We start from the raw sequence: 17142 nt of genomic DNA on the forward strand, positions 1-17142 counted from the left end.
GGTTAGGTATAAAATAGCTGTAATGATCGCCGATAAAAAACCAATATCATTCATAAAATTCTTCGTGCTGTTATTGTTAACAACAGTAACAAGCATGTTCACACCTGCCAAAGCCCAAAATGTGGTTGCATTTAAAGGCCAGGTGCAGGTTATAGGTAAGGATTTAGAGATATTAACTGATACCAACTCCAATATACCCTTAACGGCGGCCATGCGCTCCACAGCGTATCAGCAGGTTGATAATGATTTTCCTAACCTGGCTACAAAGCCTTACAGCTATTGGATACGCTTCACGGTTAAAGATGCTTCGGCTGATACTTCACTGGCTATACAATTCAATCAGCCTATAGTTGATTCTATCAGCTTTTACCAGCTAAGCAATGGCAAAGTTGTACAGCAAAACAAAAGTGGGCACCGGTTAAATTTTGATACCCGCATTATCAAGCATCAAAGCTATATATACCCAATCAGCCTAAAAAAGGGTGGCGAAAGTACGGTTTATATACACGTACAAAGCGGTAAGCAACTTATATTACCGTTTTACCTGGGCAGTGCGGGGCAAATTGTTGAACGCGCGTTTTTTAAGGATATAACCTTTGGTATTTATGTAGGCATCATCCTGGTGATGATATTGTACAACTTTTTTGTATACATCAGCGTACGCGATAAAAACTACCTGTATTACATTGTATACCTGTCAATGGTGTTGCTCACGCAATCATCGTTAGAGGGTTATTTGCTACGGTTCGTACTTAAAAACCACCCGCTGGTGGCTGATATGCTGGTTTATATCACCAGCGCTTTGATAGGCTTGTCGGCCATTGAGTTCTCCAAAAACTTCCTGAATTCAAAGGTATACGCGCCCACTTTACATAAATTTTCGTACGTTTTCTGGGGCTTATATTCTTTCCAGATATTACTGGCCTTTTTAGGGCATTACAACCTGAGCTATACCATTATGCTGGCAACAGCCATGTTCAGCGCGTTGTACGTGTTGTTTATGGCAGTGAGGATATTGATGAAAGGCTCGCGCTCGGCTAAGTACTTCCTGATCGCGTGGTCAATATTCATTGTATGCGTTGTAATTTATGTACTTAAGGATTTTAACGTAATACTACCTTATAACGATCTTACTAACTCGGCACTGCTTATAGGTTCGGCGTTGGAGGCCATGCTGCTATCATTCGCGCTGGCTGACAGGATCAACGTACTCAAGGAAGAAAAAGAACGTTCACAGGAAGAAGCACTGCAAGCCTTGCAGGAAAACGAACGCATTATACGCGAGCAAAATGAGATACTTGAAGCCAAGGTTAATGACCGTACACACGAGCTGAAGGAAACCAACAACGAATTATCGGTAACGTTGGATAATTTGAAACAGGCTCAATCACAATTGGTTGAGTCAGAAAAAATGGCATCGCTTGGTCAATTAACGGCAGGTATTGCGCACGAAATAAATAATCCTATAAATTTTGTAACTTCAAATATCAATCCGCTTAAGCGCGATATTGAGATGATGATGGATGCCCTGGAATCTATTGAAAAAGTAGGCCTTTCAAACACATCAGTTGAAGCGAAGCAGAAGGAGATAGACGCGCTTAAAGAGGAGCTGGACCTGGATTATCTGACCTACGAAATAAAGCATCTGTTAAAGGGTATAAACGAGGGCGCGGTACGTACGGCCGAAATTGTAAAAGGCTTAAAAATATTTTCGCGTTTAGATGAAGATGACCTGAAATACGCCGATCTTCATGAAGGTATCGAGTCGACTATTATTATATGTAACAATCTGTTTAATAATAAGGTAGCGGTTGAGCGCGATTTTGGTCAGCTGGATTTGGTTGAGTGTTACCCAGGTAAGTTGAACCAGGTATTCCTGAACCTGATATCGAATTCGGTTTACGCAATAAACAAGAAATTTGGTGAGAATAACGGAGGTATCATCAATATAAAAACAAGGGAGCATGATGGGCATGTATACCTGCATTTTAGTGATAATGGTGTTGGTATGAGCGAAGAAACGCAGCACAAGGTGTTTGAGCCGTTTTTTACCACTAAGGAGGTAGGCGAGGGCACGGGCCTGGGTATGTCAATAGTGTACAATACCATTAAGCGCCATAACGGTAATATTACCATAAACAGCACATTTGGTGAGGGTTGTGAATTTATTATTGAACTCCCTTTAAAATTGGCTTAAAACAATTATCATATTTATAGTATTCCATATAAGAATAATCGATCAACATAAACCGATATAAGCAATGTCCGAGAAAATCAAAATTTTATATGTAGACGATGAACCTGATAACCTCATCGGCTTTAAGGCTACATTACGTATAAATTACCAGGTATTTGTTACTGATAAGGTTGATGAGGCCTTTAATATACTGGATCGGAATCCTGACATACGCGTGGTATTTTGTGATCAGCGTATGCCGGGCAAAACAGGGGTGGAGTTTTTTGAGGAGATGCGTGCCAAGCATCCGGCACCGGTACGAATTTTACTAACCGGCTACAGCGATGCCGAATCAACCATCGCCGCCATCAACAAGGGTAACATATTCAGGTACTGCCAAAAACCGTGGACAGAGCCCGATATATTCTCGGCCATTGAGGAGGCTAATAAGTTTTACATGGCCACATCAATGCTGACCGTGAAAAACAACGAGCTGCAAACCGCTTACGAGGAGCTTAATAAGTTCGCTTACAGCGTAAGCCACGATATACGTGGCCCGTTAACCGGCATATTAGGCGCTATAAACGTAGCGCATGATATTGACGACATTAACGAGATGAAGGAGATGCTGGTGCTGATGGAAAAATCTATCAGTAAGCTGGATAGCTACATCATCAGCATGCACGATTATTATAGCCTGCAACGTGGCGAGTTAAAAATATCCGAGATAAACCTTGCGCAGCTGATGGATGAGCTGAAGCCACTGTACGAGGTATCATCAAAGGTAAACGAAGTTGGTTTTGAAGTGCAGGTTACACAAACCCAAACCTTCAGGAGTGACCGCGAATTACTGAAACTGATATTTAACAACCTGCTTTCAAACGCCTTTAAATACCAGGATAAGCGCAAGATAAATAAGCGTGTTGATGTTATAATTGAGGTTGAGCATAATATGGCTACCGTGTATGTTAAAGATACAGGCGTGGGCATATTAGGCAACCACATAGGCGAGATATTCAACTTGTTTTACCGGGCAAACTCGCAGGAGGTAGGCTCGGGATTCGGGTTGTATAACGTGAAAGGAGCCTTGCTAAAGTTGAACGGCCAAATTGAGGTAAACTCAATTATGGACCAAGGTACTACGTTTAAAGTTACTATACCTTCATTGTGATCAGCCATGGCCTTATCTTTAATAGTTATTGATGAAAGTCAGCTTGATTGCTTTATAGCGCAAAAGATCATTCAGTTTGCCTATGCCGATAGTACGGTTAAACTGCATAACAACGCGCTTACCGCATTTGAGGCCATACGCGATGGTAACACCGGGTTAGCTTTGCCTGCGGTAATATTTCTGGATTTGCAAATGCCTATTATGAATGGCTTTGAATTTTTGGAAGCTTATGAGCGTTTGCCTGATGAGATAACCGATCAGTACCGCATATTTATACTATCATCTACCTTAAATAAAAATGATATATCGCGCGGGCGCACTTACCGTACAGTACTTGGTGTGGTTGAAAAACCGCTTACTAAAGAGAAGCTTGAAGATGTATTCCATAAATACTCGATAGGGTAACAGATCAGGATAGCAGTTTTTGCCTCAGCATAAACTCAAGCTGATCGTTTGATACGGCAAGCTTATCGTTCATGTCCTGCATCTCTAATTTCTCCAGGTATTTTTGATAAGCCTTTTGTATGGTGGCATCCAGTTCGGCTTCGTTCCAGGGCTTGGTAAGGTAATGGAATATTTTGCCTTTATTTACCGCATCGATCACCGCGTTCATGTCAGCATAGCCGGTAAGGAGTATGCGCATTGGGTCAGGGTAACTTTTTAATACGTTTTCCAGAAACTCAACACCGGTCATTTCGGGCATGCGTTGGTCGGTAACAATAATATGTACCGGTTTTTCGGCCAGTAGTTTTAATGCTTCGTCGCCGCTAATAGCGGTTAACACATTGTATTTGATGCGAAAAGTAGCTTTAAACGAAAAAAGGTTATTCTCCTCATCATCCACATACAAAACGGTAATCTTTTTATCGGGCATACAAATTCAAAAATAGGGGACTTATTATTTGTTATTTCGCAAGTTATAACATGCAAAGTTAAATTATTGATATTAAGTAATAATAAAATATAGCAAAATATGACAGTGCTAAGATTGTGCCAAACAAATCAATATTATTAACATATGTATATTTTACGCTTAATATTAAAAATAAGATACGTTAAAATTCATTATAATTCACCCTTAAATTGCTAAAACGTTATTATTTAACACTGCTGTAAAGTATATTATTAGTATTATTGGCTCAGTAAAAACCTAAAGCTGCTTAATTATCTGCCGGTTAGCTATGCAAGCAGTGTTAACATTTATCTGAGATCAATGACCAATTATTTTAAACTGTTTACCGCATCAATTTTATTGGGTGTAACTTTTTGTAACTCATCAGTAGCCCAAAAGCCAAAATTGCCAACCCAATGGACAACAGAGGCCATGGAAGCCAAAATTCCTTTCCCCGAATATCCAAGACCACAATTACAGCGCGAGCAATGGCTATGCCTTAACGGCAAGTGGGATTACCAGGGAGGTAAAGATGTAGCTAACGCGTTCAACCCGGCAAAGCCCATAACGTTCAGCGGTAAAACAGATAAGATATTGGTGCCGTATTGCCCCGAGTCTGTAATATCAGGCATTGAGCGTAAGCAGGAAATAAATATGTGGTACAAACGCACGTTTGAAGTACCAGCCAATTGGGGCGATAAACAGGTTATAATACATTTTGATGCTGTTGATCATGATGCTACTGTATTTATAAACGGCCAAAAAGCCGGTAGCCATGCCGGTGGTTACGATGCTTTTAGCTTTAACATTACGCCATACTTAAAAAAGGGCAGCAACACTATTGTAGTTGCCGCGCACGATCCTAACGATGGGCGTACACCATCGGGCAAAAATGGTCCGCGGGGCGATTATACCTTTACATCGGGCATATGGCAAACCGTATGGCTTGAACCTGTGGCCAAAACTTATATTAAAGGCGTTAAACTATTGCCTGATGTTGCCAACAGCCGCCTGATAGTTACTGTTGATGCCGATGCCAATACCAAATTATCGGCTACCGCGCTGGATGGCAGCAAGGTAGTATCAGAAGCTAAAGGTGTAGCCGGAAAAGCTTTTTATCTGCCTATAAAAAATGCCAAACTATGGTCGCCTGATGAGCCATTTTTGTACGATCTGAAAATATCGGTAACCAATGCCGGCGGTACCGCTGCCGATGAGGTGGAAAGCTATTTCGGCATGCGCGATATTAAATTGGGTAAGGTTGATGGCGTAATAAGGCCATTGCTTAATGGCAAGTTTGTAATGCAGGTAGGCTTGCTTGATCAGGGGTACTGGCCTGATGGTATATTAACCGCGCCAACCGAAGCCGCTTTGAAGTTTGATGTAGAATTTTCAAAAAAGGCAGGTTATAACCTGATACGCAAACACATGAAAACCGAGCCTCAGCGCTTTTATTACTGGGCCGATAAGCTGGGCTTGCTGGTTTGGCAGGATATGCCGGCCATCTGGTATCAGCATGAGGATACGTTGAAAGTGCGCAAGGTATTTCGTCAGGAGTTGAAGGCTATAATGGACGATCATTACAATTCACCATCCATAATTACGTGGGTGCCATTTAACGAGAACTGGGGAGCCTTTGATGTTAAGAGCATCACCAACTGGGTAAAGCAGTACGATCCATCGCGATTGGTTAACGGTAACTCGGGCTTTAACAATAATCCGGGCTATCAAAAAGCCTATGGCGATCCGGGTAATGGCGATTATGTGGACACCCACATCTACGTAGGCCCCAAGGATGCTTCAGTGCCCGATGATCATCGGGCCGCCTCGCTGGGTGAGTTTGGTGGTGTAGGCCTGTTTGTGCGCGATCACATGTGGCCTGTTGAAAACAATGCCTATGATTATGAGCCGACCAAAGCAGCACTTACTGACCGTTATGTTTTCCTATTCGATCAGGTAGAACAGCTCATGAAATATAAAGGCCTCAGCGTAGCCATATACACCCAAACCACCGATGTTGAACACGAGGTGAACGGCGTTTTAACGTACGATCGTGCTGTTGAAAAAATGGACGTAGAGCGTGTACGTGCCGTAAACCAGGCCGTGATAAAAGAAAGCTACAAGATGAATAAGTGATAGGCATTTAAAGTTTACAACAATTCAGGACTATTGGAAATTCCGGCTTTATGGTGCGTGGTATATTTGGATTAATGAAGATCCAATTATCGGCCATGAAGATCAGAAGTTTGTGCATGTTGTTTGTAGCCTTTGCTGTTGCAGCCTGTAAAAAGGAGGGAGCGCAAAGTACAAAAGCCACCCCATCAAATACTGATACCGTTAAAAAAGCCTCGGCAACAATACAGTTTAGCGGCTATACCTGGAATATAAAGAACACCGGCAGCTCAACCATGGGGCCGGGCCCTAACTACTGGAATAAGGATAATGTTTGGGTTGATAGCAATGGCTGGCTTCATTTAAAAGTAAGCAAGAACACCACTACCAACCGCTGGGAGTGCGCCGAGGTGATCAGCACGCAAACCTTTGGCTATGGTACCTACCAATGGCAGGTTGATGGCCCGCTGAATGCGCTTGATAAAAACGTGGTGCTTGGCTTTTTTAATTACAACGGCGTTGATGGCCTGCACGAAATGGATATTGAGTTTGCCCGCTGGGGTGTACAAGCCAATCAGCCGTTAAACTATACCATTTACCCGGCATCTACAGGTAACCCAACATTTCATCAAACGTATAATTTTAGTCTTGATGATGGTACTTACACTACCCATAGGTTTACACGCACGGCAAACAGCGTGGTGTTTAAAAGCCTTGGTGGGTTTTATGATAACGATACCAACTTATTCGCTACCTCTACCTGCGCGCCGCCCTATTCTGTATCAACGGTAAGCATGCCTGTGTACATGAATTTATGGCTGTTTCAGGGCATGGTACCCAGCGATAACAGCAGTGTGGAGATAGTGATACACAGTTTTAAATTCACGCCGCTATAAATCCTGAAATTAATTAGTATCTTAATAACAGCGCTTTAAATCATCATACAAAACGCATGATAACAACAAAACTATCCGGACAAAAAGGAATTGTGGTATGGTTGCTTGGCCTGTCGGGCGCGGGTAAAAGCACTATTGCCCAACTGCTTGAGCAGCACTTAACCCTTAACGGCTATTTCAGCATCAGGCTTGATGGCGACGCGTTGCGTGAAACCGTGAACAAAGGCCTCGGCTTTAGCGATGATGAGCGTGCCGAAAACATCAGGCGTACCGCCGAAATGGCCTCGCTGCTATGCGCCAACAATGTAATAACCATTTGCTCGCTCATAACCCCGCTTAATCGCCACCGCGATATTGCCCGTAATATTTTGGGTGATAATTACCACGAGGTTTTTGTTGACTGCCCGCTGGAGGTATGCGTAGGCCGCGATGTTAAGGGGCTGTACCAACAGGCGTTTAAAAAGGAGATCAGGAATTTTACCGGCATCGGCTCATCATTTGAAGCGCCTGCTCAACCCTGGCTAACCTTGCAGGCGCACAATACCACGGCTCAGGAATGTACAGCCAAGCTATACAATGCTATATTGCCGCTGATCACTGCTGAGGTAGCTCAACCCGGCACACAAAGCCCGGATTTAGCAGAGATGGCTTATTATACCGAAACGGCTCGCCGTTAACGCCCTGCATAATGGCACCGCTGTTTACGGCTATGGCATGCCCGGCGGCGGTGTCCCACTCCATGGTTGGTCCGCTGCGAAAGTATATCTGCGCCTTGCCCTCGGCCACCAAACAAAACTTGAGCGAGCTGCCTGCGCTTAGCTGCCTGGTTACCGGGTAGGCACTTAAAAAATCAGCCTCGGTTCCATCCGCATGCGAGCGGCTGCCTACGGCCGTCCAGTTACTTGGTTTGCTTTCGGTCTTAATACGCACTTTTCCCTCAATTAATTTTTGGCGGTAACTGCCCTTGCTATCGCCATAATACAACACATTTTTGCAGGGTACATAAATTACACCCAGCACCGGCGTATCACGATGTATAAGGGCTATGTTAACCGTAAACTCACCATTGCGGTTAATGAATTCCTTGGTGCCATCTAATGGGTCAACGCACCAATAATATTCCCATTCGCTGCGCACCTCGTAGGGTATATGGGCTCCTTCTTCTGATAGGATAGGTATTTCGGGATAATGCAGGGTAAGGTCGGCCACTATCCGTTTATGTGATAGCTTATCGGCCAGCGTTAGGGGAGAGCTATCAGCCTTATAAGTGACCGATGCATCACGGTCATCATTATAAACACTCATAATGGCTTCACCAGCTTTTACCGCTATACCTGTAAGCAGGTCAATATCTATATCCATACTTTTTTATTTGCCTCGGTACGGGCTTTAATATTTTTGATGATCTCCTCCTGCGGGCGCCTGTTCTCCAGATCCGAGGGGCGGGCTTGCGATAGCACTTCTTTTTTTAGCTGCGCGTTCAAGGCCGTGTAGGTCTTGATGTTTTCTTCGGATAACAATTCTTCCGCATAAGTATTGTGGTTAGATGGATTTACATCGCTATGCAGATCATAGCCTAACTCAACAAGCACACCACCGGCAACGGTTTCAAATATCTCCAGGTCGTTATCCTTAAATGCCGACTTATACTTGCCGGTATTATCCTTCATGATCGGTTTCTTCAGATTGCTCCACATTTCACCCGCCTCGGCAGTTAGTTTTGATGTTTTCGACTCGTAGAACGAGAGCATAGAATCAACGTATTCAATACCCAAAAAATCACACAAACTTTTAACCGTTTGCTCCGGGTAGGCTATTAATGTTTCATAATTAAGTTTATAAAAACGATCGCTGCTTAACTTTTTTTCAAGGTTGATACAAGCCTGCTGGTCGTGCTGCCATTGTTTAGCGAGGTGATAGCTGTGCTTTTCGCCCACTACCGCCTTTTTAAATGATGCCGCCACATCGCGCCCATCACGGTACAGGTACATATATTTCAGGTTGAGCCCGGCGGCTTCCAGTTCATCAGCATAATGCACATTGGCCATACTTTTGCAGCACCAGTAGCGCGCCTGCTTGGTTTTGGCGGCTTGCTCGTAAATCAACCGGTTAAGCTCGGGCAGGGTATAAGCTTTTGATGCTTTGAGTATTTCTTCCTTATTCAGTACGATGCCTTCCCACGGTACCGGATTGGCATCTACATAATCAACCACATCGCTAACCAATTGCCGGTAAGCAGGCAGATCTAATGTGCCATACAAGGGCAACAGGGGCATAAAGGTGGTCAGGATATGCGGTGGGTGCGGTGATGCTATCTCGGTAGATTGATCGAGTATAACCCTCAGTAAATTAGAGCCCGAACGCTGTGTACCAATGATCTGTATACCGGCTAATGTATCTGTCATAACAAATTAGTAGTAATGGTTCCTGTTAAAATTGCGCCCAGTATAAGGTATACGGGGCTTATTTTGTATTTGTAGTTCAATATAAAGCATACGGCAACAATAGCCACAAACAGTACGTCAATTTTTTGCCCTGCCATTAATCGCCATGCCGATGAGATGATGAGCGCCACCACTACGGTTTTTATTCCGGCTAAAATATTCTTTACGGTTTTATTGGCCTGATGCTTTTCAATAATGCTGATGGCCAGTATGCTCACAAAAACCGATGGGCCAAATATGGCTATGGTTGCCAAAGTAGCCCCTACAAAGCCCGCTATTTTATACCCTGTGAACGTAGCGCTAATAAGTATAGGCCCGGGCGTAGCCTGACTAAAGGCAATGGCATCAACAAACTCCTGTTTGGTAAGCCAGTGCAGATCGTTCACAAACAGCGATTCCATAATAGGGATCATTACATACCCGCCACCAAACAGCGATAGGCTGATGCCGCTGAATATCAACACCAGCTTTAAGTAACCCGTACTGATGTATCGTGTACCATTGCTAAAAAACAAAACCTGGTTAATGGCCAGTATAAGCAATACAATTTTATTGATGATGCCGATCTCGGTTTTACCCGATAGTGAGGCTTGCGCCGATGCTTCCTTTTGCTGCAACTGCAAAAGCGCCCCGGCCGCGCCACCGGCCAGCAGAAGGCCAACGGTTATAAAGTAGTTGCCGGTATACAATAGCAAAGCAAGCGCTCCAATAAATAACATGATCTTGTTGTTATTATCCGCCACTTCTTTTTTAAACAGTTGGAAGCCGGTAGCCAAAATAATGGCGCAAACCACCCCGGTAACGTAAGTTAGTATACCATTGCTGCTAATAAATTGCCTGTGCGAAAAGTACGCCCACGCTATAGCGCACATCAGCAAAAATGCCGGTAATATAATACCTGCGGTGCTGATGAGCGCGCCACGGCCTTGCCTTAACCTGTAGCCAATTTGGCCCACCACGTTTACGGCCAGCGGCCCCGGCAGCAGGCTGGCCACGCCTATGCTGTTAAGCACCTGCTCGTTATCGATAACTTTATCCTTATCAACCATTATGCGCTGCACCACCGATATTAGCGCCATGTGCCCGCCGAATGATACCATACCTATCTTAAAAAAAGTAAAGAACAGGTAGCCAAGCGTTACCTGCTTTTTATCGGTATGGGGCGTTGTGTTCATCGTTTCAATATCAAGTACTGCTTCCATTACAAAGGTTTTTGATATAAAAAGTCGGTTATTTCCTCAAGGCGGTAAGGGTCGCCGCCTACCTGTATGCGCCAGAGTATTTTGCCCTTCATGTCCGTTATTAAAAACGCGCGTGGGTCGGTAAGGCAAAAAAGCACCTTATCGCCGTTTTTGCCGAACAGCGCAGCGCTGCCCTTGGCGGTGGTATAATACTCGGGCGGCAGGGTTACTACGTTAACGGGATCAGCGGCCATTTTGGTAGTATCCAGCTTAAATATCATGGCTCTCGAAATATGTGTTTCGTCGCCATTATCAAGCAGCATATAGTTGTTTTGCGGGGTGGGGTGTATGTAATGCTGTGTGTGAAAATACAGCTTCGGGTCCATCTTAAAATCGCCTTTCTCGCCAAATTTCCACAGCACTTTGCCTGTTTTAAAATCGATCTTCCATACCTGGTTCAAATCCCTGAATGACATCAGGAAGTTACCATCATCAAGCCTGTAAGCAGCGTTGCCATGTACCCAATCCTTTTTATGTTTAATTATCTCCGGATCGCCCAGCGGGTTGAGGTGATCCAGTACCGACCATTCCCAAAGTTTCTTCCCTTTTTTGTTGAATAGCACAATGCCATCGCCATTAACGGTATCCTTAACCTTACCTTTTACTGATGACAAATCGAATATCTTTTTGGTAAAGGTCAACGCGTAAACGTTTCCATCCTTATCCTTGCGTACCTCATGATGCACCAGTTTATCCATATCGCCCTTGCCTTTTTGCAGGTGGAAAACGGCCTTGCCATTCAATCCCAATTCCAATATCTCGTCGCCGCCGGATGATGGTATCTTTTCAGGCCCGACAATGCACAGTATGGTTTTGTCCTTGGTCCAGTTGGTAACCTTAACCCCTTTTTGAAAAGGCTCATACCAAACTATCTCGCCCTTATTGTCAATAATCACCAGCGAGCCGGGTTCGGTAAGTATCTGCGTTAAAAAGTATTTGTTCTTCAACTCATCCCGCAGGCTGCTGTCGCAATGTTCGAGGGTAAAGTAGGGGGTAGCCTGGTAAATGGGCTGCGTTTCAAAATTATAGGTTTTGCTGTTCACATAATGCCCGTTACTTTTTGCCAGCACCCTGAAATAGTATTTTGTGCGGGCCTCGGTAGCGGTAATGTACAGTTTATGGTTTTTTTGTGCCGATGATAAGGCGCTGTACAAAGTATCGTGACTGCCACGTTTCCAGTATTGCAGATAGGAATCGCAGGTTTTGGTGGTATTTACATTGATCTCGAACCGTAACCTGTTGGATGGTAGCTTCATCAGCTCAATATGTTTGATACGCAATGGCCTCAGATCATCCTGCTTGATGATCACTACCGCTATGACGGCTACTATCAAAACTATCAGGCCAATGGTGTATCCTTTATTCTTTTTAATCACTCAGTAAAAAATATAATGATCGTACTAAATATAATCAAACAGGAAAAGATACTGCAAGCTTGCAGTATCTTTTCGGTAGTGTTTTTATGTTGAAATAAAGAGCTATTGCCTTACCCGGCCGGCGTTCACACTTGGATCGAGCGAGGTATTGCTTTGTATCTCGTTTTGCGGATAAGGGTACAGCGCGTAGTTAACCGCATCCGAATAGGTAGACGCGTTTTTAAGCGTTGGCACTACTTTTTCCTTGAATTTAACCAGCGGATTGCTGCCATTACTGGCTGCTCTTCCCCACCTGATCAGGTCATCACGGCGACGCCCTTCCATAAAGAACTCCTTGTTACGCTCCTCAAAAATGGCATCACGCAATTCTGTTTTCGAGGCGAAGTTACCTACCGAATAGCTGGCCAATCCGCTTCTGTTACGTACCTGGTTTATCAGGTCAATACTTTCCTGGTTAGGGCCGTTAACCTCGTTCAGGGCTTCGGCACGCATCATCAATACATCCGCGTAGCGCAAAATGGTTACGTTATTAAAACCCGAGTAATTATAGTTACCTGTGTGCGGATATTTTAAATTGTAAACAAAGGTAGCCAATAAGGTATCAGCATCGGCAGATTCAGCTTCGCCACCATATTGTTTTGGGATGGCCATGATCTGCCCGTAAATGGTAGTGAATTTACCTGTCAGCAAATCGCGGCGTGCATCAGCCGGACTAAATATAGAGTAGAACTGGATATTTAAAGGGAAGTTACCCCAGCCACGGTTATAATCCCATGGGGTAGAGTTTTGACCGAAACTGTTGGAGTTGATGGCATAAGCACCCGGCTCGCTCGATGATTTCAACACAAATATGAACTCATTATCCGAACGGTTATCGCGCGAAAACAATGATACAATGCCGCCTTCGCCTTGTGTACGCAGGTCGTAACCTTTGTTCATAACCTCGGCCAGTTTATCTGCGGCCTTTTGCCATTCCAGCCTGCGTAAATACAAACGACCAAGCAATGCCTTTGCCGCGCCCGATGTCGCGCGTGCTACTTCGGTTGCTGAATAGGATGCAGGCAGGTTATCTTCGGCATATTCCAGATCGGCAATCATGCCTTGCTCAATAGTAGCCTGCGCGGTAAGGGGCGGGTTTTCGTCAGCATCCGTAAACTCCGATGATGGTTTGTTCAGCAGCGGCACATCTCCCCATAATGAGGTAGCATCATAATATGCCAGCGCACGCAAAAACTTCACTTCGCCTAAATGTTGTCTTTTCAAGGCTTCGGTTGAGCCGTTGCCAACGTAATCGATATTGTTGATGATAGCCTCCGATTCATTGGCTCTTGATATCAGGCGGTATATACTCGTCCAAACATCGTTAATGGTGGCGTTGCTGGCATCATAAGTAAGCTGATCCAGCTGTACGCCCTGGCGGGCGGTAAGGGTAGTGGTAACCACATCGCCGGGGTACTCGTTAAGCCAGTACAGGTAACCGGCATAATATCCATAGCCTCCATTATCTTTTAACCCGGCATAGGTGCCACGCACGGCCTGCTCGCCATTGTTGGGGTTGGTAAGCGTATTGGCATCAAATACCGAAAAGGTTTCTTCTTCTAAACCGCTGGTACAGGCCAGCACCGCTACACTGATAGCACCGGCCAGTACAAGTATGTTTTTATGTAGTTTCATTGTATTGAGTATCAATATAGTGTTAAAAAGTGATCTTTGCTCCTAAAAGGTACATTTTGCTTAGCGGGTAGGCGTTAAAGTCCATGCCGCGGGCTACGTTACGGTTTTGCTGCGAATTGTCAACCAGGTTGCCAATCTCCGGGTCGAGGCCTGAATAGCCGCTCCAGGTAAACAGATTCTGGGCATTCACATAAAAGTGCAATGTTGACATGCCAAACCTTTTGCTTATACGCTCGGGCACAGTGTAACCCAGCGTAACGTTCTTTATGCGCAGATAGTCAGAGCTTTCAACAAACCTTGAATTTACCCAGCCACCATGCGCGTTACCGTAAAAGCCTTTTGCAGGTATAGTGCCCGAAGTATTGGTTGGCGACCAGGTGTTGGTAGCTATCTCGGCCAGTCCGTTACCGTTAGATATTGGGTTAAGCAAATCGGCTTTTTGTACGTTAACCAGTTTGCCGCCTGTTTGGCCCTGCAATACTATATCCAACTCAAAGCCTTTGTATACAATGTTGTTGGTAAAGCCTATGATGGCTTTTGGTACACCGGTGCCTAATATGGTACGGTCTTCAGCGTTAACAATGCCATCGCCATTCAAGTCCTTAAATTTAGGATCGCCGGCTTCGGCATTAGGGTGGGTGCTGGTCAGTACCGGATCGTTCTCCTGAATAATGCCATCATAAACGTATCCATATATTGAACCCACAGGCTCACCTACACGGATAATGAACGGCGACTCGAAATTAGCGGCCCCATCAGGTTTGAACGAGCCGACATAAATATCAGAGTTGTTGCTGCCTAATGAGGTTACCTTATTTTTATTGTATGAGTAGGAGAAGGTGGTATTCCATCTAAAGCCCTTGCCACGCAGGTTGGTGGTTTGTAAAAATGCCTCAAAGCCTTTATTAGTAACCTCGCCCGAGTTTCCAAAACGGCTTTGGAAACCCGTTGATGGCGCTATGCTGCGATCAAGCAACAAGTCAGACGTTGTTTTTGAATAATAATCGAGTTCTAATAATATACGGTTGTTAAAAAAGCCGAGGTTCATACCAACATCAATAGCCTTGGTTTCTTCCCATTTCAAATCAGGGTTTGAAAGGCGGTTGATAGCTATACCGCTTATGGTTGATACCCCATCAAAAGTATACTTGGTTGAATTATCGCTTGAGAATGTGGCCAGCGATATGCCAGTAGGTATACGGTCGTTACCGGTTATACCATAGCTGGCGCGTAATTTACCGGTACTTAAAAAGTTTTTGCCTTTCAAAAATTCTTCCTCAGTAAAGTTCCAGGCCACGGCCGCCGATGGGAAGTAACCCAGCTTGCTGTTCGAGCCAAATACCGATGAACCATCAATACGGTAGGTACCGGAAAATATGTATTTGTTCTGATAATCGTAATCAATACGGCCAAACCAGCTACGGCGTTTTATTTTGGTTTTTGATGAGTAGCCGGTAAATTGTTGCGCCGTACCAATGTTATCATAACCCAGCTCATCGCTGCTAAAGTTGGTAGCGTTAATGCCCGATTCCTTGTAGGTATAATCCTGAGCGTTGTAACCTGCCAGTAAGTTAAAGTTATGCTCATCCTTTTTAAAGGCATACTTAGCTGTTGGGTTGATGATGAGGTCGCGCTCATCAATATTGGTGATGGAGCCGCGGCCATTGGTTGCTGCCGATGTAGTTACTGTTGATGGCGAGAAGTAAAGTATCTCGGTACGATTCATGTCGGCACCCAGATCGGTTTGTAAGGTAAGCCCTTTTATAGGTTCGTACTTTAACGAGTAATAGGCTTGTGTACGATAGGTTGAATTTTCACGATCCTCGGCCGCTAAAAAGTGCAGCGGGTTTTGCGCGTCGCGCTGTGCCGACAGGCCGCTATCAAATGTAGATGCCGGGTTGGCTTTGATAACCTGTTTCAAAAAGCCGTTAATGGTTGATGGTGCCAGCGGCAGATCATTTTGTGTACCATAGTTGCCAAACACCCTGGCCGACATGGTGAACTTATCATTAACCGCGTGGTTAACGTTTACACGGCCACCAATACGTTTATAGCCCGATTTAATGATGATACCATCCTGTTTCATAAAATCAAAGCTGGTAAATACGTTGGTTTTAGGGCCGCCGCCTTCAAAGCTCAGGTTATGGTTTTGCACATAGCCGGTACGGAAAAGCTGATCCTGCCAGTCGGTACCCAATATGCCTTGCTGTAACGAGTCGAGCCTTGTTGCGGTATAGGGTGGGGTATTACCCTGTTGGGTGGCTATATCATTAATGCGCAGCGCGTTTTGGTAGCCGTTCATCAAATCGAAACGGTTAATAACGGTTTGCATACCGCCATAGCTATGTACGCTCAGGTTGCTTTTGTGCTTGTTGCCGCTTTTGGTGGTTACCAATACCACACCGTTAGCACCACGGGCACCGTATATGGCTGTTGAGGCGGCATCCTTTAATATACTTATTGAGGCTACGTCATCAGGATTCAGGGTAAAACCAACCTGATCGCTCACCGGGAAACCGTCAATTACATACAAAGGCTCGCTGTTGGCGTTCAATGAGTTGGTACCACGCACCCTGATTGATAGCGACGCGCCCGGCGTACCGTTGTTTTGCGTTACCTGCACACCTGCCGCCCTGCCTTGCAGCATGTTGGCCATTGATAGCGATGCCTTGTTCAGATCCTCAGCATTCAACGTTACTGCCGAACCGGTAAAAGTGCTCTTGTTTTTTGAGCCGTAACCAATTACCAGTACTTCACTAAGCTGCTTGTTGGTTTGCAATAGTTTTACATCAACAACCTTTTGGCTGCTTACCACAACCTCCTGCGTTTCAAAACCCAGCATCGAGTATACCAGCGTTGCGCCCGGTTCAACACTAATTTTGTAAGCACCATCGGCATTGGTGGTGGTGCCGGTTTTGGTGCCTTTAACCGATACGTTAACGCCGGCCATGGTAACGCCGCTTTCGTCAGTAACGGTACCTGTTATTTCAACGGGTTTAAACGTGGCGCCTTTGTTAAGGGCATTGGGTGCTGCCCATACCGCGCCGGTACCCAATGTTTGTGCGGCCAGGCATATACTAACGCATAGTGCCAGGCTATTAACGCGCCTTAACTGGGGCCGAAGCTTGCATTTGGTAAAGATTTTAATCATGTTATAAAT

General features: G+C 44.8%; 12 protein-coding genes and 1 pseudogene. 6 read left to right on the top strand and 7 right to left on the bottom strand.

What is annotated here, in order from left to right:
• Positions 1-22: 22 nt before the first annotated feature.
• The 3 genes from IM792_RS15675 to IM792_RS15685 all read left to right on the top strand — a co-directional run bounded on the left by IM792_RS15675 (position 23) and on the right by IM792_RS15685 (position 3752).
• On the top strand, positions 23-2197 hold the full coding sequence (locus IM792_RS15675) for a 7TM diverse intracellular signaling domain-containing protein (protein ID WP_228085156.1): 2175 nt from the start codon (positions 23-25) through the stop codon (positions 2195-2197).
• Positions 2198-2261: 64 nt separating this feature from the next.
• Positions 2262-3347 carry a hybrid sensor histidine kinase/response regulator gene (locus IM792_RS15680; protein ID WP_194102840.1) on the top strand — a complete coding sequence of 362 codons (1086 nt, stop codon included), beginning with the start codon at positions 2262-2264 and terminating at the stop codon, positions 3345-3347.
• A 6-nt stretch (positions 3348-3353) separates the two neighbouring features.
• The gene (locus tag IM792_RS15685; protein ID WP_194102841.1) at positions 3354-3752 is read left to right on the top strand and encodes a response regulator; all 399 of its coding nucleotides are present in this window, start codon (positions 3354-3356) and stop codon (positions 3750-3752) included.
• Positions 3753-3756: 4 nt separating this feature from the next.
• On the opposite strand, the gene IM792_RS15690 is transcribed toward IM792_RS15685, so the two are convergent.
• The gene (locus IM792_RS15690; RefSeq protein WP_194102842.1) at positions 3757-4221 is read right to left on the bottom strand and encodes a response regulator; all 465 of its coding nucleotides are present in this window, start codon (positions 4219-4221) and stop codon (positions 3757-3759) included.
• A 339-nt stretch (positions 4222-4560) separates the two neighbouring features.
• Between IM792_RS15690 and IM792_RS15695 the strand changes: the two genes are divergently transcribed.
• The 3 genes and pseudogenes from IM792_RS15695 to cysC form a co-directional block, all read left to right on the top strand.
• Positions 4561-6375, top strand: coding sequence for a sugar-binding domain-containing protein (locus IM792_RS15695; protein ID WP_194102843.1), 1815 nt, complete (start codon positions 4561-4563; stop codon positions 6373-6375).
• Between the two features lie 74 nt (positions 6376-6449).
• Positions 6450-7247 (top strand): glycoside hydrolase family 16 protein, encoded by a 798-nt coding sequence (locus tag IM792_RS15700; RefSeq protein ID WP_228085158.1) that lies wholly within the window; start codon positions 6450-6452, stop codon positions 7245-7247.
• A gap of 53 nt (positions 7248-7300) precedes the next feature.
• Positions 7301-7924, top strand: a pseudogene (cysC, locus tag IM792_RS15705) (adenylyl-sulfate kinase); the annotation flags it as partial.
• Here cysC and cysQ read toward each other — a convergent pair.
• From cysQ to IM792_RS15735, 6 genes are all read right to left on the bottom strand, one after another.
• Positions 7842-8609 (bottom strand): 3'(2'),5'-bisphosphate nucleotidase CysQ, encoded by a 768-nt coding sequence (gene cysQ / locus IM792_RS15710; protein ID WP_194102845.1) that lies wholly within the window; start codon positions 8607-8609, stop codon positions 7842-7844. The pseudogene cysC and the gene cysQ overlap by 83 nt on opposite strands.
• Positions 8600-9652: a sulfotransferase gene (locus tag IM792_RS15715; RefSeq protein WP_194102846.1), complete on the bottom strand. Its 1053-nt coding sequence runs from the start codon at positions 9650-9652 to the stop codon at positions 8600-8602. Before IM792_RS15715 ends, cysQ begins: the two co-directional genes overlap by 10 nt.
• A complete protein-coding gene (gene chrA, locus IM792_RS15720) occupies positions 9649-10893 on the bottom strand; it encodes a chromate efflux transporter (RefSeq protein WP_194102847.1) in 1245 nt (414 codons plus the stop codon). The genes IM792_RS15715 and chrA overlap by 4 nt, the downstream gene beginning before the upstream one ends.
• Entirely contained in the window at positions 10893-12308 is a 1416-nt protein-coding gene (locus IM792_RS15725; protein ID WP_194102848.1) for an aryl-sulfate sulfotransferase, read from the bottom strand. Before IM792_RS15725 ends, chrA begins: the two co-directional genes overlap by 1 nt.
• 102 nt (positions 12309-12410) lie before the next feature.
• Positions 12411-13982, bottom strand: a complete 1572-nt coding sequence (locus IM792_RS15730; protein ID WP_194102849.1) for a RagB/SusD family nutrient uptake outer membrane protein — start codon at positions 13980-13982, stop codon at positions 12411-12413.
• 22 nt (positions 13983-14004) lie between these two features.
• Entirely contained in the window at positions 14005-17133 is a 3129-nt protein-coding gene (locus IM792_RS15735) for a TonB-dependent receptor (protein ID WP_194102850.1), read from the bottom strand.
• Positions 17134-17142: the final 9 nt, after the last annotated feature.

The organism is Mucilaginibacter sp. JRF (assembly GCF_015223065.1).
GTDB lineage: Bacteria > Bacteroidota > Bacteroidia > Sphingobacteriales > Sphingobacteriaceae > Mucilaginibacter.

What these genes read in the sequence shown, in the direction of transcription:
- IM792_RS15675 (WP_228085156.1), top strand. Translation starts at nt 23, where the DNA reads ATGATCGCCGATAAAAAACCAATATCATTCATAAAATTCTTCGTGCTG.
- IM792_RS15680 (WP_194102840.1), top strand. Translation starts at nt 2,262, where the DNA reads ATGTCCGAGAAAATCAAAATTTTATATGTAGACGATGAACCTGATAAC.
- IM792_RS15685 (WP_194102841.1), top strand. Translation starts at nt 3,354, where the DNA reads ATGGCCTTATCTTTAATAGTTATTGATGAAAGTCAGCTTGATTGCTTT.
- IM792_RS15690 (WP_194102842.1), bottom strand. Translation starts at nt 4,221, where the DNA reads ATGCCCGATAAAAAGATTACCGTTTTGTATGTGGATGATGAGGAGAAT.
- IM792_RS15695 (WP_194102843.1), top strand. Translation starts at nt 4,561, where the DNA reads ATGACCAATTATTTTAAACTGTTTACCGCATCAATTTTATTGGGTGTA.
- IM792_RS15700 (WP_228085158.1), top strand. Translation starts at nt 6,450, where the DNA reads ATGAAGATCCAATTATCGGCCATGAAGATCAGAAGTTTGTGCATGTTG.
- cysQ (WP_194102845.1), bottom strand. Translation starts at nt 8,609, where the DNA reads ATGGATATAGATATTGACCTGCTTACAGGTATAGCGGTAAAAGCTGGT.
- IM792_RS15715 (WP_194102846.1), bottom strand. Translation starts at nt 9,652, where the DNA reads ATGACAGATACATTAGCCGGTATACAGATCATTGGTACACAGCGTTCG.
- chrA (WP_194102847.1), bottom strand. Translation starts at nt 10,893, where the DNA reads ATGGAAGCAGTACTTGATATTGAAACGATGAACACAACGCCCCATACC.
- IM792_RS15730 (WP_194102849.1), bottom strand. Translation starts at nt 13,982, where the DNA reads ATGAAACTACATAAAAACATACTTGTACTGGCCGGTGCTATCAGTGTA.
- IM792_RS15735 (WP_194102850.1), bottom strand. Translation starts at nt 17,133, where the DNA reads ATGATTAAAATCTTTACCAAATGCAAGCTTCGGCCCCAGTTAAGGCGC.